Genomic DNA, 21833 nt, shown 5'->3' on the forward strand with positions numbered 1-21833 from the left:
GGAGTTAAAGCATAGACCCGCGCTCTTGGCTGAGTTTTTTTATGCATCACGCAAATCCAACTATCCATGCACATGGTTAGTCATGGCAGTTTTAACGGCTATTGATCCTCCATTCCGTCTATTAGCATCGGCAACAGGTAGAAGCCTCTGCCGACAATCGAACTGAACAGAGAAGCACAATGAACAAGCCCGAGTTTTTTGTTACCCCCGGCTATGGGGAAACGCTCCTCAATGCGTTGCACTACTCGCAAGCCGTAAAAATTGGCGATCGCGTGGAGACTTCTGGTCAGGGCGGTTGGAATGACGCACTGCAGATTCCCGAATCGATCGAGGACGAGATTGCTCAGGCGTTTCAAAACCTGGGGCGAACCCTGGCCACGGCGGGTGCCAGTTGGGAGCATGTGGTCCACGTCAACTCTTATCATGTGGGAGGTTTCCCCCCGATAGTCAACGAGACGATGGCCAGGTTGTATCGCCATTACATGCCCAACCACGCCCCCATCTGGACGCAACTCGGAGTCGCGGCGCTGGGTCTTCCGACGATGCGCATTGAAATCCGCGTTACGGCCATTGTTCCCTGAGTTTTCAATGGACGGACGACTCTTCTCTGAATGTCTGAATCACCCAATCGATAAAAACCTTTAGCCGGGCATTTTGATGTCGATTGGGTGGATAGAGGACATGAAACTGCATGGCTGGACGAGACCAGTCTTCCAAAACGGCAACTAACTCGCCAGTGTCCAGATAGGGCTGAACAATGCGCCTGAAGTGCTGCCCGATACCGAGTCCCGCGAGCATCATTTCTTTAAGGCCATTGCCGTCATTCGTCGAAAATTCGCAGTCAGCGACTTCATATCGATGAGTGCCGTTCTCGAAAATCAAGGGTTCCGGTTTACCCGTCGCGGCAAAGAAGTAGCCAGCCTGAACATGGTTAGTCTGGAGATCATTGGGGGAAGACGGCCTCCCCATGCGTTTGAGGTAAGCGGGGGCCGCGCAGGTCACGTAGTGAAGGTCGACAAGCGTGCGGCCGATCATCGTCATTTCATCCAGTTCACCGGCACGAATCACGCAATCCACGCCTTCGCCAACGATATTCACTGGCCGGTCGCTGATGCCTAACGCGAGCGTGATATCGGGATACTCGCGATGAAAAGCAGGCAACGCGGGAATCAGCAGGCAACTGGCGAATGAGGCTGGCGCATCGACCCGCAGGTGTCCGCCTGGCTTGAGCTTTTTACCTCGCGCAGCGGTGTCCACAGAATCCAGTTCGGTAATCAGACGCGTCGCATGACTGTAGTACTCCAGCCCATCCGATGTGGCGGCGACCGCACGGGTGGTTCGGTGCATCAGCTGGATGCCAAGATGCCTTTCGAGGTCGGTTATCAACTTGCTGACCGTCGAACGTGGCAGCGCCAGTTGGTCTGCGGCCCGGCTGAAAGAGCCTGTTTCCACAACACGTACAAAAGCACGCATTGCTAAAAGTTGGTTCACTGTGGTCTACCCGCTTCATGATGAACATGCAGCCTTACTGTCCATGAATCTGCACAGTGATGACTGAAATCAGTATGTTTGTTCTTAGTTTCAGTCTAACTCAGCGGGCGCTCCAGGCGTTGTATGCTTGGCGCCCCTATGTGATACACACCACCTGATTGTGTGAGTCCTGAGTTCTGACGAGGTTTTGCTTATGCCCCTCTCCCCACGCATCCCGCAACTGCTGACCTGCGCCCTCATCGGTTTATTCGCTGGCAGCGCTCAGGCGAGCACACCCTCCCCGGTGCCCGAGAGTTTACAACCGCTGCTGGTGACGATGAACGAGCGCCTGAGCATTGGTGATCTGGTGGCGCTGACCAAGTGGGACAGTGGCAAACCGATCCAGGACAGTGCCCGTGAAGCGCAAGTCATCGCCAGCGCCAGGAAGATGGCCGTTAAACGAAAACTGGACCCGGAACAGGTCGCCGAGTTGATCGCCGCACAGATTGAAGCCAACAAGCTCGTGCAGTACGGGCTTATCGCTAATTGGCGGGCGGCCGGCAAGGCGCCTGACACACCGCGGCCGGACCTCGCCAGGCAGATCAGGCCCCAACTGGATGAGCTGCAAAACCGTCTGTTGCAGCAATACGCTGAGTTCGCGCCCTATCGCAAAGACCCGAAATGCCCGGACTGGCTGGGTGAGGCGCGCGCCGGCCTGATCAAGGACCAGCTGCATGGTCAGGCATTGATACGCGCGACAGGGGAGCTGTGTGTCGCTGATCATTGACAGGCCGATGGCGGTCTCGGCCAGCCATTGACAGCATCAATAGTCACCATTAACTCAATGAAGTTCTCTTAAAAACTCCGGGGCGTAACATCGCCTCCATACCAAACAACTACACCCCGGAGCACACAATCATGAAACGCCAACTCCTTCTCAGCATCGCATTCTCGGTTTTTGCAGTTAACGCTTTCGCCGCTATCTCTGCTCACCCGGTTGTCGCTGAAGGCGGCTCGGATCGTCTGATTGAAAGTCGTGTGGCCGAAGGCGGCTCGGATCGTTTGATCGAAAACCGCGTTGCTGAAGGTGGTTCCGACCGTCTGATCGAAAACCGCGTTGCCGAAGGTGGTTCGGATCGCCTGATCGAAAACCGCGTTGCCGAAGGCGGCTCGGATCGTCTGATCGAAAACCGCGTTGCCTGAATGAATGGCTTCACAGCGGTACCCAACAAAGCCCGGCCTGACCCGCCGGGCTTTTTTGTGAGCTACTTTTAGTAGATTCGCATAGCCGCCAGTCGCTCCTGGCGGCACTATTAGGGTCTTGCGGCAAGCCATCGGGCGACACTGCATGTGCAACACTGAAGCGTTCTACAGAACAACAAAAATACAGGAGTTGAAAATGTCTGAACTGAACCTGCACCCCAACGCTGCACACTCCCTGAAGCAATGGCACGACATGATCCGCAAGGGTGACTTGAGCGCCCTGCCGGAGTTGTTGGACCCGCAAGCGGTATTCCGCTCGCCGATGGCCCACACACCCTACCCGGGAGCGGCCGTGGTATCGATGATTCTCAACACGGTAGTCAATGTATTTGAGGATTTTGCCTATCACCGCGAACTGTCGACAGCCGACGGCTTGAGCGTCGTCCTGGAGTTCAGCGCCAAAGTCAGCGGTAAAGAGTTAAAGGGCATCGACATGATCCGGTTCAATGAACAGGGAAAAATCGTTGAGTTCGAGGTGATGGTCCGCCCATTCAGCGCCTTGCAAGCCTTGGGCGAGCAAATGGGACAACGCCTCGGCGCCTATCTGGCGGCCAGCAAAGCCTGATTGAACAGCATCGATTCAGACGAGGTGCTGCGGGGGCCGACAGGCAACCCGAGCACCTCGCCCACACAATCACAAAGGAAGCGGCCTGTCCTGAATGACCCGTTTCATGACGAGGGTGGAAGTAAGCCGTTGCAGATCAGCGCGGTCATGCAAAAGCCGAAGTCAGAATACTCAACGCCAAGGGCGTCACGGTGCTGGAGGCGACGATTGGCGGTGTATTGCCCGGGACGGAAGGACGTAGACGCCTGAAACAAATGCTTTTAGAGGGAGTATGCACGCTCTCCTGCGGCGCTTGAGCTGATGCTGGAGAGAACATGTTCGTGGGCAGGCCGGAGGGCAATTATGACCGGCTGCTGGATTTCAGTACGGTGACCGGAGGGTTGTTTTTTGTGCCTTCCGTGGAGGGGTTGGAGGGGTTGGCTGAGCGTCAGGGAGAATTGGCACAAGCAGCACCGGGCGGCGATAAATGAGCTATACCGGCTAATCACCCATTGCAGTTCTTACGCAGGAGTTGGCAATGAACCTCCGACACTCACTTGCAATCCTAATGATCAGCGCAAGCCTCTTCGGCTGCGCCACTTCAACAGACCATGGCGTGTCTGTCCCCTTGGTCGCCACCCGACAGAACACCGGGCAGATCGGCAACGTGACGCTGACAAGCTGGGACAAACAAACCGGACTCAGCTTCTTCATCAGTGGTGCTCCAAGCGGAGCGACTCTGCCCTTGCGTCTCTATAGCTTCATCCATAAAGGCAGCTGCCAGCAACCCGGGCCAGTGGCCTTTGCAATGAACGACAAGGTCAACACCCAGCGCGAAGCTGTGCGCGGCTGGTCGTTCTCAAGAAGTGCACCGATCGCCCTGCAAGACCTGCTTTCCGGCGAGTATTCCATTGTCGTGCGAACGGCTCCGGAGAGTGGCAACGTCGATATTTTTTGCGGAGATATCAAGCAGGGAGGCGCAGTGAAGTAGCCACTAGCGATCATGCGATCATGCGATCACGGGACAGATTCATTTGTTTTGACGCTGTCGGGTCCGCCTCGGCCCCTGCGGCAATGCGCTCTGTTTATTCGAAACGGCTTATTCCCTGTCTTTCGTAGTTCGGATGAGGTTGTCCCGTAATTTCACAATGGCTTTCTGCATTTGCACGAATTCGTCGGGATCAAGACCGGTTTGCGGGAAACCTTCTTCCGTGAGGCCTTCACGCAGTTTTCGCCCCTCGCTTGTGAGGCTGATGCGGACCTGGCGCTCGTCTTGGGGGTCGCGCTGGCGCAACAGATAACCCATCGCTTCCAGTTTCTTCAGAATCGGCGTGAGGGTGTTGGATTCGAGGAACAGCTTTTCGCCAAGGCTGCCAACGGTCTGGTTGTCTTCTTCCCACAGCACAACAAGGGTGATGTATTGCGTATAGGTAAGTCCGAGCCGTTCGAGCATTGGCTTGTAAGCCTTGCCGAAAGCGAGGTTAGAGGAATAAACCGCAAAACACAGGAAGTCGGAAAGCTTCAGGTCGAGGGCAGCTGTCTTTTTGGTGGATTTCATGAGCGTTCTCTGTGGCCAAAGACGAAAGGACTGCAAGGTCAGACTATACGTCGCATGCGATGGTATCGGAAGTGCTCACTGCTATGGTCGTCGCTTTCAGGTCTATCAGGCCTGTGAAGGCCGACGACCGGCTCAACGGAATTCCCCCTGATCGCACGGTCCGGATCACTTTCACGCATGACGATCAACGATCCGAACCGAGCCATTCTGATCATAACAAGATCAGTACTTCGATGCCTGTGGGCCTGTCACTTACCTCATCGACTTGAACCCGGCCCGGACTTCCTGTGAGAACAGTTGCGGTTGCTCCCATGCAGCAAAGTGCCCGCCTTTGGGAAGCTCGTTGTAATGCACAAGTTTGGGATAGGCCTGCTCCGACCAACTTTTCGGCGCCGCATACAGTTCATCAGGAAACACGCTAACCGCGACCGGGATGTTGACGCCCTTGACGGCGAAGAATGTTGACGTGTTCTCCCAGTAAAGCCGCCCCGAGGAAACGGCCGTGCGCTCCAATCAAGGCATCAGCCTGACCCTGGCTGGTAAGGTTTTTCTGACCAGGGCACGCTCGATCATTCTGGATTGCGATCGCGCGGTGCAAGACGTCAGACAATGGAACGGAACGCCCGAAGGGCAGATCGCCTTGGGTGTCACATTGGAACCACTGGCCGCTTGTTTGATGCCAGTCTTCAGCAGTTTTACCCACCGATTTCCAGAAGTGCAGCTGCACGTCGCCAGCGGCAAGACCAGGATGCTGATCGAGATGATTCGCGCTGGTCGGCTCGACTTTGTAATGTGCCCGCTGAGTCCCGACGTGTGCGATATCGACCTGCACATCGAGCGGCTTTACAGCTCGAAAACCAGCGTCATTGCGCGCAAGGGCCATCCTCTGGCAGCGGCTCGTACAGTGCGCGACTTGGCCGATAGCGAATGGATCAGCGTCCGGCCGGCGGGAGTCGTAGGCAGCGCGGAGAACCAACTGATCGAGTTGTTCAGAGCCCAAGGCTTGCCGCCTCCGAAGATCGCGATCACGACCGAATCGCTGCTGGAAATCCTGCACATCATTTCCGAAACGGATTACCTGACCATAGAACCCAGCATGCTTCCCGGCATGAAGCTGTTTTCCTCGTCGCTGATCAGCTTACCGATTCAGGAGCCGTTGGAGTCGTGTGAGGTGTGCTTGGTCAGCCGCCGAGGTCACCCTTCACCCAGGTGACGCAGGAGCTGACCAGCATGCTGATTTCATACTCGCGCTTGCGTCACCGAGCCAAGGGGTGAGCCTGCCCCGCCTCTCTTCTTCACTCTGAGGCATGACGAGGATCGTCACGACGGTCAATGTACTCAAGCCCCAGCGGACCTGTTCCATACACCTGTGAAATATACTCCCCCGATCTGGCCCAATGAAAATGCGGAGTGTTAGCCGGGAGCACCACTACACTGCCCGGGCCATAAGCGGGAAAGCTACGCCACTCCACGTCTTCGTTCTACAAAGAGCCCGTTTTACCGAGCGGCAGTGGTTGTGCTTGAACAACGGACACTGTTCGTTGTCAGGCAAGCAGTTTTCATAATGCTCGGCACCTGAGAAAAATGTCCTCTCTACTGTAGTGGTGGCGCTCTCCTGTGATAATGCCGCTGATGCGTATTTCAGTTGATACGCAATGTAATCAATAAAAAAACAGAGGTAATAGGCCAGTCGGCACCGCCAAAAAACCATACCGATAGATTCGTACCTCCCTCCCCCCTCACACCTGATCCATCGCCTCGAACACGCCCTTGTCCTCACCCAGGAACCCGCCGCTTTGATGCTGCCATAGCCGCGCATAGACGCCGTTCTTCCCAAGCAATTCGCTGTGAGTGCCCTGTTCGATGATGCGTCCGTCATCCATGACGATGAGCCGGTCCATGGCCGCAATCGTGGACAGCCGATGGGCGATCGCGATCACGGTCTTGCCCTGCATCATTTCATCAAGGCTTTCCTGAATGGCGACTTCGACTTCCGAGTCCAGCGCGCTGGTGGCCTCGTCAAGCAGCAGGATCGGGGCGTTCTTGAGCATCACACGGGCAATCGCGACGCGTTGGCGCTGGCCGCCCGACAGCTTGATGCCGCGCTCACCCACAAGGGTGTCGTAGCCGGTACGGCCTTGCCGGTCGCTCAGTTGGCTAATGAACCCATCGGCCTGGGCATTCGCCGCGGCGCTGCGAATTTGCGCGTCGGTCGCATCGGGACGGCCGTAGGCGATGTTGTCGCGAATAGAACGGTGCAGCAGGGAAGTGTCCTGCGTGACCATGCCGATGGAGCCGCGCAGGCTTTCTTGCGTCACGTGTGCGATGTTTTGGCCGTCGATGCGAATCACCCCGCTGTCGACGTCATAGAAGCGCAGCAGCAGGTTGATAAGCGTGGATTTGCCAGCACCAGATCGGCCAACCAGGCCGATTTTTTCGCCCGCGCGAATGCTCAGGCTCAGGCCATCGAGCACCTGGCGTTCGCCATTGTAGTTGAAGCTCACCTTATCGAAGGTGACTGCGCCGCCAGAGGTCACTAGCGCGCCCGCCCCCGGTGCATCCTGCACCTTGGCGCCCAGGGTCAGTGTCGCCATGCCATCCTGTACGGTGCCGATGCTCTCGAACAGCGAGGTCATTTGCCACATGATCCAGTGCGACATGCCATTGATACGCAACGCCATCGCGGTGATCGCCGCCACGGCACCCGCGCCGACCTCACCCTGGTGCCATAGCCACAAGGCATAACCGCCTGCTGCCATGATCAGCGCCACCACCAATGCCTGGTTGACGATCTCAAACAAGCTGACCAGGCGCATCTGGCGAAAGCCGGTTTGCTTGAAATCCTCCATCGCTGCACGCGCGAAGTGCGCTTCACGATTGGAGTGGGAGAACAGTTTCACCGTAGTGATGTTGGTGTAGGCGTCTGAGATACGCCCGGTCATCATCGACCGCGCATTGGCCTGTTCCTGCCCGACTTTCCCCAGACGGGGTACGAAGTACAGCATCGCCAGACCGAACAACACGACCCAGGCAACGAACGGCAGCATCAGTTTCAGAGCGAAGCCGCCGGCCAGTGCGATGATCGCGATGAAATACACCCCGATCCCGGGTGCGATCTCGATCAGGGTGAACAGCACGTCGCGCACCGCTAGCGCAGTCTGCATCACCTTGGTCGTGACCCGGCCGGAAAACTCATCGGAAAAAAAAGAAAGGCTTTGCCGCAGCATCAGGCGATGGAAGTCCCAGCGCAGCCGCAACGGCAAGTTAATCGCCAATATCTGGTGCTGCACCATGGTGCGTAACGCCACCAGCCCGACACTGGTCACCATGACGATGCCCATGCCCCACAACACGCGACTTTCCTGCGCAGCCGCTTCACCGCCCGCCTGCCAGGTCGAGAGCAGGTCCACGACTTGCCCGAGGAAGGAAAACAGCCAGGCTTCGTAAATCGACACACAGGCACTGAGCAGCGCAAGCGCAAGGATGTAACCGCGGGCGCCGCGCGTGCAGGCCCACAGGAAGCGAGCCAGGCCGTCGGGTGGCGGTGGTACCTCGTCAGGAGGAAAGGGGTCGAGTCTTCGTTCAAACGCACGAAGCATGGTGTTCTCCAAAACGATCAAGTGGGGAGATTCTGCCATTGAACGGTTGCTTTGAGGGTTTTGTGAAGTTGAGGTAGGGCGCTGTTGGCCGATTGCAGGCAGTGACAAACGCCCGCAAACGACCCACAGCGCACGGTACGAGGTGCGTAGGATTTGTCATTATTTTTTTGGGGCGTCCTCGCGTTAGCGCACGATGCCTCACTGCGCCAGTCGCACGTTTCTAACAGCCGGACTGACTCAACAATGGCAAAAAGTGCGCGAATTCATATTCGCTTCGAGCGCTAAGGCACGGGGACGAACCATGGCCCCGGTCGCAGGGATTTGAAATCCACGGCGTTGCTCGACAGAATGGCGCCCCGATTCGGCCAAAGTGCCGGTCGTTCGTGTTGAAAAGGGGTTGTGGTTGAACGAACAGACATTGTCCATGCGCCTGGAACGCGTGGCGGCGCATGTGCCAGCCGGTGCGCGCCTCGCCGATATCGGCTCGGATCACGGCTACCTGCCGGTGGCGTTGATGCACCGTGGAGCCATCGCATCGGCGGTGGCCGGCGAGGTGGCATTGACGCCGTTCCACTCGGCCGAACGCACCGTGCGCGAGAGCGGCCAAGACCTGCGAATCACCGTGCGCCTGGCCAATGGCCTGGCGGCCATCGAGCCGGAAGACGGGATCACGGCGATCAGCATCTGCGGCATGGGTGGCGAGACAATCCGCGACATCCTCGACAGCGGCAAGGCGCACCTGAGCGGCCAGGAGCGCCTGATCCTGCAACCCAACGGCGGCGAGCAGCCGTTGCGCCAATGGCTGATGGACAACGGCTACCGCATCCTCTGCGAGGAACTGCTGCGGGAAAACTGTTTCGACTACGAAATCATCGTCGCCGAGCGCGCCGCTCCAGTGACGTACACCGCCGAGGAGCTGTACTTCGGCCCGCTGCAGATGCAGGCACGCAGCCCGGCGTTCCTGCTCAAGTGGCAGCGCATACTGCGCCACAAGCAGCAGACCCTGACCCACTTCGCCCGGGCGCGGCAGGCCGTGCCCGAGGAGAAACTGCAAGACATCGCCCGGCAAGCCCGATGGATCACCGAGCTGCTGGCTTGAAATTGTGAAGGGCTTACGCTAACAGTGCCGAGCGGTGATCCGGCAAAGCTACAAACGCCTCAGGCAACAGCATTCCCCATGCCGACGGCGCTGTTCGGATCATCATGTTCGCCTGTAGCAAAAGCGCCCCCCTCAATGTGATAGACCGTCGGCTCTTCCGAAAAATATTCCTCTAAGCCCAGCATGAACAGCCGATGGTCTTCACTCGATTCAAAGCCCGGCGTGTGATCCTCGAGCGATTGCCATCGCACAATCAGGTTGAATAGCTGGGGCGTTTCGATCCCTTGCGCGAGCAAGTGACCGCGGTAACCCTTTGCGCGGCTGAGCAAAGGGGTGACCTCGGCAAATGCACGCCTGAACGCTTCAATGTGTTCTTTGTGAACGGGCAGCAGAGCGATTTCATAAATCATGGTGTTCCCCTAAAAGTGAGTACAACGGTCAAAATTACGCACTGACGAGATGGGACGACGGCCCGACTGCAATCGCGATTTTTCCTTGAACACCGTTGTTGGGCCTCTCCAGAAGGGCATGGGCGAGCGGAATGTCGGCAAGTGAATAGACGGCACCAACGTGCGGTCGCAGCTGACCGCGCGCTATCAATGCGCTCAACTCATCAAGCTTGCCGCGGTTTTGTCTTGTGAAAACGAAGTGATAACTCGCGTTCTTGCCCCAGGCCTGAACGACGTTTTGTGGCTGGGCAATGTCCACAATCGAGACAACGCGGCCCAGTTGGGCGAGCGTGTCGGGGCTGCGCGACAATGTATTGCCGCCGATGGTGTCGAACACGACATCGACTCCGCGACCACCCGTTCCCCGCATGATGGCGTCGACATAATCCTCCTTTTCATAGTCGATGATCACGTCGGCACCCATACTTCGTGCGAACTCAACGTTTGCTTCGCGCACGGTCGTGAACACCCTTGCTCCGATGGCTTTTGCCAGCTGGATCGCCACATGACCGACGCCTCCCGCGCCGCCGTGGATCAGGATGCTTTCCCCCACTCTCAGCGCCGCACGCACGACCAGTGCTTCCCACGCCGTTCCGCCGACCAGGCTCAGGCTTGCCGCCTCAAGATGGCTGAGTGTGGGAGGCTTCTTCCCGACAATACTTTCGGCAGCAACGTGGTACTCGGCATAACTTCCTGGCCCGTCAAATATTTGCGGGGTGTACCAGACTTCGTCTCCCGCAGCGAAGCTCGTCACACCTGGCCCGACTGCTTCGATGACACCAGATACGTCGTGTCCGGTAATGGCCGGAAGTGGCACCAGGTCAGGATAATTGCCACGTCGGACCTGATAATCCAACGGATTGATGGAGGTTGCGTGCACCCGGACCAAAACTTGTCCCGTGTGCGGCACAGGCTTGGGAACGTCGCAAAGTTCGAACGATTCCGGGCCGCCAAATGATTTGAGCATGAGCGCTTTCATTGTCAATCCTCGTTTCGATAAAAAGGGATATCGGGATTTCTCGATATCTTGTGGTAAAAAAAACTACAACTCTTGCCCTATGATCTCGGCAAGAGCGCTGATGGTTGCTTCATTCCGCTTGTAGTAGGTCCACTGACCGATGCGCCTGACTTCGACCAATCCCACTCGTTGCAACGTTGCCAGATAATCAGACACCGTCGACTGCGACAGGCCGACGCCTTCTTGAATACTACTGACGCAGACTCCCACCGTAAGAACGTCACCTTCATCCTGCGGAGGGAAGTTCTTGGCTGGATCCTTCAAACCTTTCAAGATTTCAAGGCGTGTACGGTTTGAGAGGGCTTTGAATATTTCGAGTAATTCCATGAGCCGAAGATATCGAAATTTACCGATATGTCAATATATCAATGCGAGAGCCGCCGGCTGACGCTCGCCTCAACCTTTACCCCAGCAGCCGTTAATCGTAGAACGGCTCAACCGATACCCGACTGCCGACAAAAAAACTGTCGGCAACCAGTCGCAGCGGCTGGAGGTCCAGGTCACTGGTTTTGTCGCCAATCAGCTGTTGAAAATGTCGATACACCGCCGCGTACTCGCCCTCCTCCGAGACGGCTTGGCGCACGCCGTCGATACTCAAGAGTGCGCCACCGTTATCCAGTCGCAGGGTGCCTTCGGTGCAGCGAATCTCAATGCTCCAGAGCTCCTCATGACCGTGGTCGAAATCAAACTCTGCGCGGACGTCGAGGTGACGGGCGTCAGACATTTTGATGGAAGCGGCAATCGGCGACTGGCAGTTGCTGGGGACGCGCAGTTCGGCAGACTCGACAAACAGCGGCAGCGCCAGCAGATGGGTTGCAATCGACAACGCATTGATACCGGGATCGAAGACGCCCAGGCCGCCGGGTTGCCAGATCCAGGCCTGACCGGGGTGCCATTTGCGCACGTCTTCCTTCCAGTCGATCTGCACGCTTTGCAGGGTGCGGGTGGCCAGCCAGGCACGGGCGGCTTCGATACCGGGCGCGTAGCGTGAATGCCAGGCGAACAAACCGCTGACGCCTTGCTCCTGTGCCTGATTCACCAGGGCCATCGCTTCACCCAACGTGGCGCACGGCGGTTTTTCGACCAACACGTGTTTGCCAGCGGCCAGCGCTTGTTGCACCAGCGCGAAACGACCTTGTGGCGGCGTGCAAAACGCAATCGCATCGACCTGCGGGCCATTGTCGAGCAGCTCGCCCAGGGACTGATAGTTCTCGACCCCGGCGCAGGGCTGCCCTTGCGTCGCGACAGACACCAGCTGGAACGCGGGGTTGGCGTGGATAGCGGGAACGTGCTGGTCCTGGGCAATCTTGCCGTAGCCCACCAGACCGAGACGGATCGGTTGCATCGATGACTCCTGATTCTTTGTCTTGTTTTAATTTTCGAATCGGCAAGATTACGTTTGTGTAGCGGGGAAGTCATTGATGACGTGCTTACGTTCCATCAGCACCCAAGCTTGGGCGCTGGTATCGCTGTTAACGAACGCTTTGGGTCGATGTCATGCCGCCGGTTGATGACTGGTCACACAGTGAATCCCCCCGCCGCCCGCCGCGATGGCGTCGATATTCAGCTGCACCACCTCCCGGTCCGGGTAGAGCTGCGACAACAGGTCAAACGCTTTCGCGTCCGCCGCCTTGTCACCAAACTCGGGCGCAATGACCGCGCCATTCACCAGGAAGTAGTTGATGTAACCGGCAGCAAAATCCGGATTGTCGCGGTTGAACAGGCTTTTGCGTGGATTGAGCGGTGGCGACAGGGTATGCACTTGCAGCTTTCGGCCGTCGGCATCAGTGGCGTTTTTGAGGATTTCCAAATGCGCCAATGTCACTTTTCGGTCGTATGAATCGGGGTCGTTGTCGAGGTTGGCGATCACCACACCGGGCTGGGTGAAACGTGCATAGAAGTCGACGTGGGCGTCGGTGATGTCCTTGCCCTTGATGCCCGGCAGCCAGATGATTTTGCGCAACCCCAAACGGTCTTTCAGTTCCTGCTCGACCTCGGCTTTGCTCCAGCCGGGGTTGCGATTGCGGTTGATCCAGCTGCTTTCGGTCATGATCCCCGTGCCGTGGCCATCCACTTCGATACCACCGCCCTCGCCCACCAGTTCGCTGCGCAGGTAACGGGCATCCACCGTGTCGGCCACCAACGCGGCCAGTTGCGCATCCTTGTCATGCTGCTGCTTGTTGCCCCAGCCGTTGAAGTTGAAATCCACGGCGCCGAGCCCACCTTCGCCGTCGATGACGAAATTGGCGCCGATATCGCGCATCCAGATGTCGTCGAGCTCGGTGGTGACGTAGGTGATGTTAGTCGTGCCGCACTGTTCTTCGGCCAGACGCCGCTCGCGCGGGCGGCAGAACACGGTGACCGGCTCATAGCGCGCGATGGTGCGGGCGATCAGGCCAATGGCTGCTTGCACATGCGGCGTGAAATCCTCCCAGATGGCGCTCTGTGCGCCGAACGCGATGAAGGCCCGTTCGTGTCGGTCGCCCTCATCCGGCATGCGCCAACGACCCTGAGTCGCCGCGTGTACGGGCGCAAAGCTGAAGCCGAGGGAGGCAGCGGCGCCGAGACCGGCAATGACCGCCACCTGCTTGATGAAATCCCGCCGTGTCGGCAGGGATTGATCCTTCGAATGTGAACTCATTTCGCTGTCGCCGTTTTGAATTTAGTCCAGGTACGCATCCGCGCGCGCATGTCGGATTGGGGAATGTCCTTGCCCGGAATCAGCCGTGCATAGGTGGCCTCATCGAGGTAAATGTCCGGGTTGTTGCGCATGCTCGCATCGACACTCGGGCGGGCCTTGGCGTTGGAAGTCGGGTAGCCGGTGAAGTTGCTGATGGCCGCCATGTTCTGCGGGCGCATGACGAAATTGATGAACGCGTAGGCGTACTCCGGGTGCCTGGCGTCGACCGGGATCGCCATGGTGTCCATCCACACGGTCGTGCCTTCGCGGGGAACACGGTACTCGAAACGGGTGTGCTTGCCGGCGCTGTCCGACGTCCGTTGTGCCTGGGTCATGTCACCGCTGTACCCGAGGGACAGGCACAGGTTGCCGTTGACCAGATCGGTCACGGGCTGCGACTGGAACTTGCGAATGTACGGTCGCAGTTTCATCAGCAACTCACTCGCCGCGGCCAGGTCTTCAGGCTTGGCGCTGCGTGGCTCGCGTCCGAGGTAGTTGAGCACCACCGCCAGCACTTCGTCCGGCGAGTCGATCATCGAAATACCGCAATCGGCAAATTTTGCCGCCAGTTCCGGTTTGAACAGCATGTCCAGGCTGTTGACCGGGGCGTTGGGCGAACGCTGTTTGATCTGTTCGTCGTTGTAGGTCAGGCCGATGGTGCCCCAGGTGTAAGGAACGGTGGCCTGGCTCGACGTTTCGTACTGCCTGCGCAGCTTTTGCAAACCGGGTTCGATGTCGTCCACAGAGGTGAGCTTTGCGCGATCCAGCGGCAGCAGACTGCCGGCGCGCATCAAGCGTTCGGCGACGGTGTCGCCGGGGAAGATCAGGTCATAACCACTGCCGCCGGCGAGCATCTTGGCTTCCAGGGTTTCGCTGCCATCCATGACGTCGTAGATCACTTTGATCCCGGTTTCAGCGGTGAATCTGGCGAGGGTGTCTTCGGCGAAATAGTCGGCCCAGTTGTAGAGTCGCAGGGTTTTCTCTTCGGCGTGCAGCGACGACGAGGCGATTGCCCATCCCAAGGCGCCGAGCAACAGCTTTCGGGGAGTACGCATATCAAACTCCTTGAGTGTTCCAGCGTGCATGAAGGTGTCGACCGTCCTGACTCAGCAACGCCCCGTACATGTCCGGGCGACGGTCGCGGTAGATGCCCCAGCTCAGGCGTTCTTCGCGCATGGCGGCCAGGTCGAGGCTATGCACCAGCACGCCGCTGTTGTCACGATCGGCCTCGGCGAGCAACTTGCCCTTGTGGTTGCAGATAAACGACGAGCCGTAGAAGCTCATTTGCAAGTCCGCATCGGTGGTCGCCACCTCACGACCGACGCGGTTGGCCGCCACCACTGGCAGGATGTTCGCAGCGGCATGCCCGCGCATGGTCATCTGCCAGTGATCACGGGAATCCAGGGTTTCGCAGCCCGGCTCAGAGCCGATGGCGGTGGGAAACAGCAAGACTTCGGCGCCCATCAGCGCCAGGCAACGGGCGGTCTCGGGGAACCACTGATCCCAGCAAATCCCCACACCGAGGCGCCCGAACGCCGTGTCCCAGACACGGAAGCCTGTGTCGCCGGGGCTGAAATACTCCTTCTCCTGATAACCGATGGCGTTGGGGATGTGGGTCTTGCGATACACCCCCAGCAAGCGCCCGTCGGCGTCGGCCACACTCAGGGAATTGAAGTACGCATTGCCAGCCTTCTCGAACCAGCTCAGCGGTAGCACCACCCCCAACTCCTTGGCCAGTGCAGCAAAGCGCTTGAGTACGCTGCTGTATCGATATTCTTCGGCCAGCGCCAAATGCTTATGGCTTTGTTCGATGCAGAAATACGGCGTGGCAAACAGCTCCTGCAACAGGATGACCTGGGCGCCCTTCGCCGCCGCCTCGCGGACCCGTTGCTCAGCCTGATCGAGGTTGCGCGGCAAGTCCCAGGTGCAGGGCATCTGGGTGGTGGCAATCGTCAACAGGGTCATGGCATCACCCCCTGCACTGGCCAGGCGGGTTGCTGCTGAGTGATGCAATGCACCCCGCCGCCGCCATGGGCCAGGTGATTGATCCGCACCGGCACCACCTCGCGTTCCGGGAACGTCCGGGTCAACACTTCGGCCGCCGCGTGGTCGGCGTCGATGCCATAGGCCGGCATGATGATCGCGTTGTTGGCGATATAAAAGTTTGTGTACGAGGCACAGAACACTTCAGCTTCGGTGTCGACGGCATCGGTGGCTTCATAGAGCTCGATCAGCTCGAACGTGCGCCCGTGGGCATCGGTGGCCAGTTCCAGCGCGCGACGGTTTTCCCGTGCAACTTCGGCGTACACCGAATTTTTATCGTGGGTGGCATCCACCAGCAACACGCCGGGGCGAGCGAAGGCGCAGACGCCATCGACGTGGCCGTCGGTCATGTCGCCGGTCACGTAGTCCGGGTCACCCGGCAGCCAGATGGTTTTCTTCACGCCCAGCAGACGGGTGAAGATTTCCTCGATCTCGGCCTTGGTCATGCCCGGGTTGCGATTAGGGTTGAGCAACACCGACTCGGTGGTGATCAGTGTGCCTTCGCCATCGACATGAATCGCACCGCCTTCGTTACTCAGCGGGGTGCCGAAACACGGCACACCGAGACGATTGAGTGCGCGGCGCGCCAGGCTTTCGTCCAGGTTATACAGCGACTTGCCGCCCCAGGCATTGAGCGCCAGCTCACCCCGCCCAGACCGTGTTGCGGATGACAGACGAAGCTCGGACCGGAATCCCGGCACCAACTGTCGTTCACGGCCAATTCGATCAGTTCGATGTTGGGCCCACACAGCGCTTTGGCACTCGCGACAGCCGACGGGTCCACCACCATTTTCACCGGCTCGAACCGGGCGATGGCGTTGGCCACCCGGGCGAAATCCTCTTGCACCAACGGCAAGGTGACGCCCCAGCCCGACTCCCAAAGTGCCTGGTTGTGCGGCCAGACCATCCAGGTCGCGGCATGTTTCACCCACTCTGCCGGCATCCACCAGCCACTGTCTTGAAGTTCGTTTTGCTGCATGACAAGCACCCTTGAGTTAAGTCATTGTGTTCAATGAAAACTGCCTTCGCGGTCTTGGCATGCATGCTACGGCCGTAAAACAGGGCCAACAAACGATGGATTTTGTAGAAAAGTGATTAGAGGAACTTATCAATATGCTCAAGCACTGGCCTCCGCTCAGCACCCTTCGCGGCTTTGAAGCCGCCGCCCGACTGGGCAGTTTTCACAAGGCTGCCGACGAGTTGCACCTGACCCAGTCGGCCATCAGCCAACAGATCCGCACGCTTGAGGCGTACCTTGAGCAACCGTTGTTTTTTCGCAGTGGGCGCAGTGTCAGCCTGACTGATGCCGGTCACGATTTGCTCAGCACCACCCAGGCGTTATTGCAGCAATTGGCGGTCGGCATTCGTCGCCTCGGGCAATACCAGAAACCCAACCAACTGGTGCTCAACACCACGCCGACTTTCGCCCGTCACTGGCTGCTGCCGCGCTTGGGTGATTTTCGCCGTCAGCATCCGGAGGTCGACCTGTGGATTTTCAGCACCGATGAAGTCCCGGACATGACCACCCAGACCATCGACCTCGCGGTGCGTGACGACATCAGTTCCCAGGCCGAGTGCAGCTTCAAGGTGCTGCACGCCGACCGCCTCTACCCGGCCTGCCATCCGGACCTGTTGGCGGTGCCCGTCGAGCAGCGCACCACCCTTCACGGGGAGCGGGAAATGGACTGGAGTCATTGGGCGGTGGAGGCCGGCATTGATGTCGGGCAGAAGGATCAGGGGCTGAACTTCTCCGATCCCGGCCTGCTGCTGGACGCCGCGTGCGCGGGGCTCGGCATCGCGTTGGTCAGCCAACTATTGAGTCGGCCAGCGAGGGACAGCGGACTGTTGCAACCGTTGGTGGAAGACACCATTCGCGGCCCAAACTGGGCCTTGCTGGCCCACCGTGACAGCGAGAACAATCCGCTGGCGCGAAGCTTCGTCGAATGGCTGCTGAGTAACCTGGGGGCAGCGAGCCAGACGTCGCCCGCACTTGCAATATGAAAGGGGGCTCGACTAATGGCCAGCATCATCAGCCAAGTGCGTTGATGAAGTTCATATTGAGCAACAGAACACTCGGCCTAGTGCTATTGAGAGAAGGCGCGCTTACAAGAAACTTTATTGGTTCAAAAAGAATATCCAGTGTATCGTGACATTATTCAGGCGCCAGTTAAGTGACTGACAATCAAGAAAACCACACCGCAAATAACAGCGATCGCGACTGTCATAACCAATCAATAATTCACACGTGTCGACGAACGGACAATAAATAATAAATCTGTTTATAAACAAGCACTTAAAATTCCAACAACAACCAAAACAAAAACTTCTCAAAAAATATAAAACCAAAAAAAGACAGACCATCATTACAAAAGTTTCAAACTTATTTTTTAAATAAATAACCTCATATAATTCTTTAAAACATTCCCCTTCGATGCTAATAATCCGGCCGCTCCGGGTTTACAGGCGATACACCCTCTCACATGAAGTGATCATCAGCGCCCACGCTGATCCCCCGGCATTAATCAAATTTCAGATAACACAGCTTGCTCAAGTTTCCATGAAACTTGGGCCTGCATTGTGCTGCGCACTAAAACTGCGCGAGGAAGGCATCATCGCTCGCCATCATTCAAGGATTAAAATCCTTTCGATCTTCGGTACCCGTCCGGAAGCCATCAAGATGGCGCCGTTAGTCAAAGCTCTCGCTGCGGAACCCGGCATTGATTCGCAGATATGCATCACCGGCCAACACCAAAGCATGTTGAAACAGGTGCTGGATCTGTTCGACCTCAAGGCCGATCACACCCTCGATGTCATGACGCCGCACCAAACGCTTAACTCGCTGACGGCGGCGCTTTACGGGGCGATCGACCCGGTGCTGGACATGACCTGCCCGGACCGGGTGCTGGTGCACGGCGACACCACCTCGGCCATGGTCGCCGCGATGGCGGCGTTCCATCGACGCATCCCGGTCGGCCATGTGGAAGCCGGGCTGCGAACCGGTGATATCTACAGCCCGTGGCCGGAAGAAATGAACCGTCGCTGCATCGACCTGGGAGCGGACATGCTGTTTGCGCCCACCCACGAGTCGCGCCAGAACCTGCTCGACGAACGCCTGCAGGGTCGCACCTTCGTCACCGGTAATACGGTGATCGACGCGTTGCAGATGACCGCACGGCGCATTGAGCAGGACGCTGACCTGCGTGCCAGCCTGGACCGGCAGTTCTCGTTCCTGCAGGCCGGCCGCAAAGTGCTGTTGGTGACCGGGCATCGTCGGGAAAATTTCGGCGAAGGCTTCCTGGATATCTGCAAGGCCCTGAGCCATCTGGCCCGGCGCACGGATATCCAGATTGTTTATCCGGTGCACCTGAACCCGAACGTCATGGGCCCGGTCACCGAGCACCTGGGCGATCTGCCCAACGTGCACTTGATCCAGCCGCTGGACTACCTGGCCTTCGTGCGCCTGATGCAACGGGCCCATGTGATCCTCACCGATTCCGGTGGCGTGCAGGAAGAAGCGCCGTCCCTGGGCAAACCGGTGCTGGTCATGCGTGATGTGACCGAACGCCCGGAAGCTGTCGCGGCGGGCACCGTGCGCCTGGTCGGCACCTCGCCGGACTCGATCATCGCCGGCGTCAACGCGCTGTTCGATGACGATCTGCTGTGGCGTCGTTGCTCCCAGGCGGCCAACCCTTACGGCGACGGCAAGGCCAGTGCGCGCATCGTCGATGCCCTGATGGGCCGCCCGGTGGACGATTTCATCGTGGCCGGACAGGCCTTGCCCAAGTTCCTGCACTACCCGTCTGCACAGCCTGCGCCCGAGAAGCATTACCCGGCTTTTACCTCTCGATAAACCAAACCGCTCCTCCCCTTATCAGCTCGAGATCTACCTGAATGAAGTCTTCCGTTGCCATCCATACGGGTGCACTCAGCGCCCTTGCCTGTGGTGTGAGCCTGCTCGCGCTCATGCCGACCTTTGCCTTGGCCGCGGACAGTCCGCTCACCCAGGCGATCAACCGGCTCAACGCCGACACCCGACAAGAGCGTGAGGTGCGCTTGAGCGATCTGGGGATCGACGCACCGATCATCCTCGGCTCCACCGATGCCCGCCGCGAACTGTATCTGCCGGTGCCGGCGGGCGTGCCGCTGACCGATGCCACATTGCATTTCGACGCCAGCTACCTCAACGGCGAAGGTGGCCGCAACACGTTGCTGCTGTCGCTGGACGGTTATCCGGTGCGTGCCGAAGGGCTCAGCGAACCCCAAGGCGACGCCAGTGCCACGCTGGGCGTAGACAAGAAAGCGCGGGACAGCGGCTCGGTGCGTCTGGGCATTGCCTGGTCGTCGATCGTGTCCCGTGTGCTGTGCGAAGACGAACGCGCCATCGGCAACGTCTTGCGTATCGAACCGGACACCCGCCTGACTTACAGCTACGACGCCAGCCAGTTGCGCGACGTTGGTGCGGCATGGACGGCCTTGCCGGGCAAACCGGGAATCATGGTCGCACCCGGCACCTTATCCGCTGAAAGCTACGATTCGGCGTGGCGTCTGGGCGTGGCACTGGAGCGGATTGGCAAGCGCAGTCAAATCCTGCCCTTCCCTGCCGTACAAGACAGCGTCGACCTGAGCGGCCTGCGCATTCCGGCCGAACTGCAAGGGATTCCAGCATTCGCCAGCCTCAATGGCAAAGGTCCACACACTTTGGTGAACCCGGCGGAGATCGGCGCATTGCTGGTGTTGGGCCAGACGCCGAACGTCCAGGCGGATCTGGCGGTCAACGACCCGCAACTGCTCACAGCGGTCAATGAATCCCTCGACGCGCTGCAAAGCCAGATCCAGGGCCTCGATGCCACGGCGGCCAACGCGTTCACGCAATGGCGTGAGACGCATATCAATGCCGGCCTTGCCGCCGATGGCACAGACAATGTACGCCTGGCCTTGGTCGGCACGCGCCCGGTTCTGATGATTGCGCCGCATGCCACCGGCAAGGCGCTGGCCTTGTTCAGCACAGCCTGGAACAAACTGGCACGCAGTCGGCAATTGACCATCAGCGAAGCGCAGATGCCGTTGAGCACCGACGGCCGTGTCGCCCTGTCGCGTCTGGGCGGCAATCCCGGCGCCATCGACGTGCTGGCCAAGTCTGACTGGAGCACGTCATTCCCTCTGGGCAGCGTGGCTTACGACGGTCGATTGCCAGTGAAGGCTGTGGTCGACGTGTCTGCCGCGCCCGGCGCTTCGGACACCGCGCCGGTGGCCTCGCTGTTTCTCAATGATTACCTGATTGGTGCGCAGCAGCTGGTGGCCAACGGTGAAAAGCAACGCATCGAAGCGCGCATCCCGCGTTACGCCGTGGGCGCGACCAACGTGTTGCGCGTGTCGTTCCAGCGTCAGCCAGTGAGTGATCGCTGCCTGGAAACGCCACAAGCCTTCCCGGTGTCGGTGCTGCCGACCAGCCACATCGTGCTGGAAAAAACCGCCTTGGGTAATGACTTCTCCGGCATGGCCGCGCGCTTTGCCGAGGACACGCAACTCCTGGTGCCGCAGGGCTATCTCGAGCATCCGGCGAACAGCTTGCCGCAGGTGATTTCGGTCGCCGATGCCGCCGGTGTCTCGCCGCTGCGGGCGCAATTGAAGGTCGTCACTGACCCGAACGCCTCGGTCACGCAGGACAAGGCCTTCCTCGCCTTCGAGCTGCCGATCAAGGACAGCAAGGAGTCGGTGCAAGTCGATGAACAGGGGCGTCTGCGCATCAATCACAAGGATCAAGTGTTGCTTGACGTGCATCCCCTCAATCACCTGGCCTCGTTGCAAGTGGTGGATGCCGGCGGCCAGCACGGCATGGTCTATCGCGCGCTGGGCGATGACACGCCACGCTTCGCCAGACAAATTCTGCTGACCCGCGGCGACGTGGCGATCCTCGATGACAACGGTGCCCTGACCACCTTCGACACTCAAGATCCAAGCGGCAGCCAATTGATCGACAACGAAGAACCCAAGGGCCTCGACGCCTGGCGTACGCCGTCGCTGTTGTGGCTGATTCCGGGTGGCATCCTGTTGGTTCTCATCCTGTTGCTGGCTGGCCGTAACGCCCGTCGCAATCGCCAGTAACGGAA

The 21833-nt window shown here is 58.7% G+C and carries 20 protein-coding genes and 3 pseudogenes; 11 read left to right on the top strand and 12 right to left on the bottom strand.

All coding sequences use genetic code 11. The features are described 5' to 3' along the window. Window positions 1-179 precede the first annotated feature (179 nt). Window positions 180-581, top strand: coding sequence for a RidA family protein (locus tag ACA051_RS18015; protein WP_497371214.1), 402 nt, complete (start codon window positions 180-182; stop codon window positions 579-581). 4 nt (window positions 582-585) lie between these two features. On the opposite strand, the gene ACA051_RS18020 is transcribed toward ACA051_RS18015, so the two are convergent. Next, a complete protein-coding gene (locus ACA051_RS18020) occupies window positions 586-1491 on the bottom strand; it encodes a LysR family transcriptional regulator (protein WP_497371216.1) in 906 nt (301 codons plus the stop codon). Between the two features lie 193 nt (window positions 1492-1684). Here ACA051_RS18020 and ACA051_RS18025 point away from each other — a divergent pair, with 193 nt between their 5' ends. From ACA051_RS18025 to ACA051_RS18045, 5 genes and pseudogenes are all read left to right on the top strand, one after another. Further along, window positions 1685-2257 (top strand): chorismate mutase, encoded by a 573-nt coding sequence (locus ACA051_RS18025; RefSeq protein WP_497371218.1) that lies wholly within the window; start codon window positions 1685-1687, stop codon window positions 2255-2257. Window positions 2258-2388: 131 nt separating this feature from the next. Next, window positions 2389-2670 (top strand): annotated as a pseudogene (locus ACA051_RS18030) (phage infection protein); the annotation flags it as partial. A 199-nt stretch (window positions 2671-2869) separates the two neighbouring features. Further along, window positions 2870-3298: a nuclear transport factor 2 family protein gene (locus ACA051_RS18035; RefSeq protein ID WP_497303664.1), complete on the top strand. Its 429-nt coding sequence runs from the start codon at window positions 2870-2872 to the stop codon at window positions 3296-3298. 270 nt (window positions 3299-3568) lie between these two features. Continuing rightward, window positions 3569-3768 (top strand): annotated as a pseudogene (locus ACA051_RS18040) (hypothetical protein); the annotation flags it as partial. Window positions 3769-3815: 47 nt separating this feature from the next. Then, a complete protein-coding gene (locus ACA051_RS18045; protein WP_497371220.1) occupies window positions 3816-4268 on the top strand; it encodes a hypothetical protein in 453 nt (150 codons plus the stop codon). Window positions 4269-4376: 108 nt separating this feature from the next. Here ACA051_RS18045 and ACA051_RS18050 read toward each other — a convergent pair whose 3' ends face one another. Both ACA051_RS18050 and ACA051_RS18055 read right to left on the bottom strand, forming a co-directional pair. After that, a complete protein-coding gene (locus tag ACA051_RS18050) occupies window positions 4377-4835 on the bottom strand; it encodes a MarR family winged helix-turn-helix transcriptional regulator (RefSeq protein ID WP_497371222.1) in 459 nt (152 codons plus the stop codon). 252 nt (window positions 4836-5087) lie between these two features. After that, window positions 5088-5348: a hypothetical protein gene (locus tag ACA051_RS18055; protein ID WP_497371224.1), complete on the bottom strand. Its 261-nt coding sequence runs from the start codon at window positions 5346-5348 to the stop codon at window positions 5088-5090. On the opposite strand from ACA051_RS18055, the gene ACA051_RS18060 reads away from it, so the two are divergent. Then, entirely contained in the window at window positions 5338-6048 is a 711-nt protein-coding gene (locus ACA051_RS18060; RefSeq protein ID WP_497371226.1) for a LysR substrate-binding domain-containing protein, read from the top strand. The two genes, ACA051_RS18055 and ACA051_RS18060, sit on opposite strands and share 11 nt — an antisense overlap. 526 nt (window positions 6049-6574) lie before the next feature. Here the strand turns inward: ACA051_RS18060 and ACA051_RS18065 are convergent. Beyond that, window positions 6575-8434, bottom strand: a complete 1860-nt coding sequence (locus ACA051_RS18065) for an ABC transporter ATP-binding protein (RefSeq protein ID WP_497303675.1) — start codon at window positions 8432-8434, stop codon at window positions 6575-6577. Between the two features lie 403 nt (window positions 8435-8837). Between ACA051_RS18065 and ACA051_RS18070 the strand changes: the two genes are divergently transcribed. Then, complete coding sequence (locus ACA051_RS18070) at window positions 8838-9533, top strand: tRNA (adenine(22)-N(1))-methyltransferase (protein WP_497303677.1); 696 nt, start codon at window positions 8838-8840, stop codon at window positions 9531-9533. A 59-nt stretch (window positions 9534-9592) separates the two neighbouring features. On the opposite strand, the gene ACA051_RS18075 is transcribed toward ACA051_RS18070, so the two are convergent. The 8 genes and pseudogenes from ACA051_RS18075 to ACA051_RS18110 all read right to left on the bottom strand — a co-directional run bounded on the left by ACA051_RS18075 (window position 9593) and on the right by ACA051_RS18110 (window position 16702). After that, on the bottom strand, window positions 9593-9943 hold the full coding sequence (locus ACA051_RS18075) for an antibiotic biosynthesis monooxygenase family protein (RefSeq protein WP_497303679.1): 351 nt from the start codon (window positions 9941-9943) through the stop codon (window positions 9593-9595). Window positions 9944-9977: 34 nt separating this feature from the next. Beyond that, window positions 9978-10961 (bottom strand): zinc-dependent alcohol dehydrogenase family protein, encoded by a 984-nt coding sequence (locus ACA051_RS18080; RefSeq protein WP_497371228.1) that lies wholly within the window; start codon window positions 10959-10961, stop codon window positions 9978-9980. Window positions 10962-11024: 63 nt separating this feature from the next. Beyond that, a complete protein-coding gene (locus ACA051_RS18085; protein WP_497303681.1) occupies window positions 11025-11327 on the bottom strand; it encodes an ArsR/SmtB family transcription factor in 303 nt (100 codons plus the stop codon). 91 nt (window positions 11328-11418) lie between these two features. Beyond that, a complete protein-coding gene (locus tag ACA051_RS18090; RefSeq protein WP_497303683.1) occupies window positions 11419-12345 on the bottom strand; it encodes a Gfo/Idh/MocA family protein in 927 nt (308 codons plus the stop codon). A 150-nt stretch (window positions 12346-12495) separates the two neighbouring features. Then, complete coding sequence (locus tag ACA051_RS18095) at window positions 12496-13614, bottom strand: agmatine deiminase family protein (RefSeq protein ID WP_497375593.1); 1119 nt, start codon at window positions 13612-13614, stop codon at window positions 12496-12498. A 23-nt stretch (window positions 13615-13637) separates the two neighbouring features. Beyond that, window positions 13638-14735: an extracellular solute-binding protein gene (locus ACA051_RS18100; protein WP_497371230.1), complete on the bottom strand. Its 1098-nt coding sequence runs from the start codon at window positions 14733-14735 to the stop codon at window positions 13638-13640. 1 nt (window position 14736) lies between these two features. Continuing rightward, window positions 14737-15645 carry an N-carbamoylputrescine amidase gene (gene aguB, locus ACA051_RS18105; RefSeq protein ID WP_497303687.1) on the bottom strand — a complete coding sequence of 303 codons (909 nt, stop codon included), beginning with the start codon at window positions 15643-15645 and terminating at the stop codon, window positions 14737-14739. Then, a pseudogene (locus tag ACA051_RS18110) lies at window positions 15642-16702 on the bottom strand (agmatine deiminase family protein). Before ACA051_RS18110 ends, aguB begins: the two are co-directional and overlap by 4 nt. 134 nt (window positions 16703-16836) lie before the next feature. Here ACA051_RS18110 and ACA051_RS18115 point away from each other — a divergent pair. The 3 genes from ACA051_RS18115 to ACA051_RS18125 all read left to right on the top strand — a co-directional run bounded on the left by ACA051_RS18115 (window position 16837) and on the right by ACA051_RS18125 (window position 21828). Next, complete coding sequence (locus ACA051_RS18115; protein ID WP_497371232.1) at window positions 16837-17724, top strand: LysR substrate-binding domain-containing protein; 888 nt, start codon at window positions 16837-16839, stop codon at window positions 17722-17724. A 610-nt stretch (window positions 17725-18334) separates the two neighbouring features. Further along, window positions 18335-19573, top strand: coding sequence for a non-hydrolyzing UDP-N-acetylglucosamine 2-epimerase (gene wecB, locus ACA051_RS18120; protein ID WP_497375595.1), 1239 nt, complete (start codon window positions 18335-18337; stop codon window positions 19571-19573). Between the two features lie 41 nt (window positions 19574-19614). Further along, window positions 19615-21828 carry a hypothetical protein gene (locus tag ACA051_RS18125; protein ID WP_497371234.1) on the top strand — a complete coding sequence of 738 codons (2214 nt, stop codon included), beginning with the start codon at window positions 19615-19617 and terminating at the stop codon, window positions 21826-21828. Window positions 21829-21833 lie beyond the last annotated feature (5 nt).

The sequence above is a fragment of the Pseudomonas sp. LBUM1669 genome, from assembly GCF_059695705.1.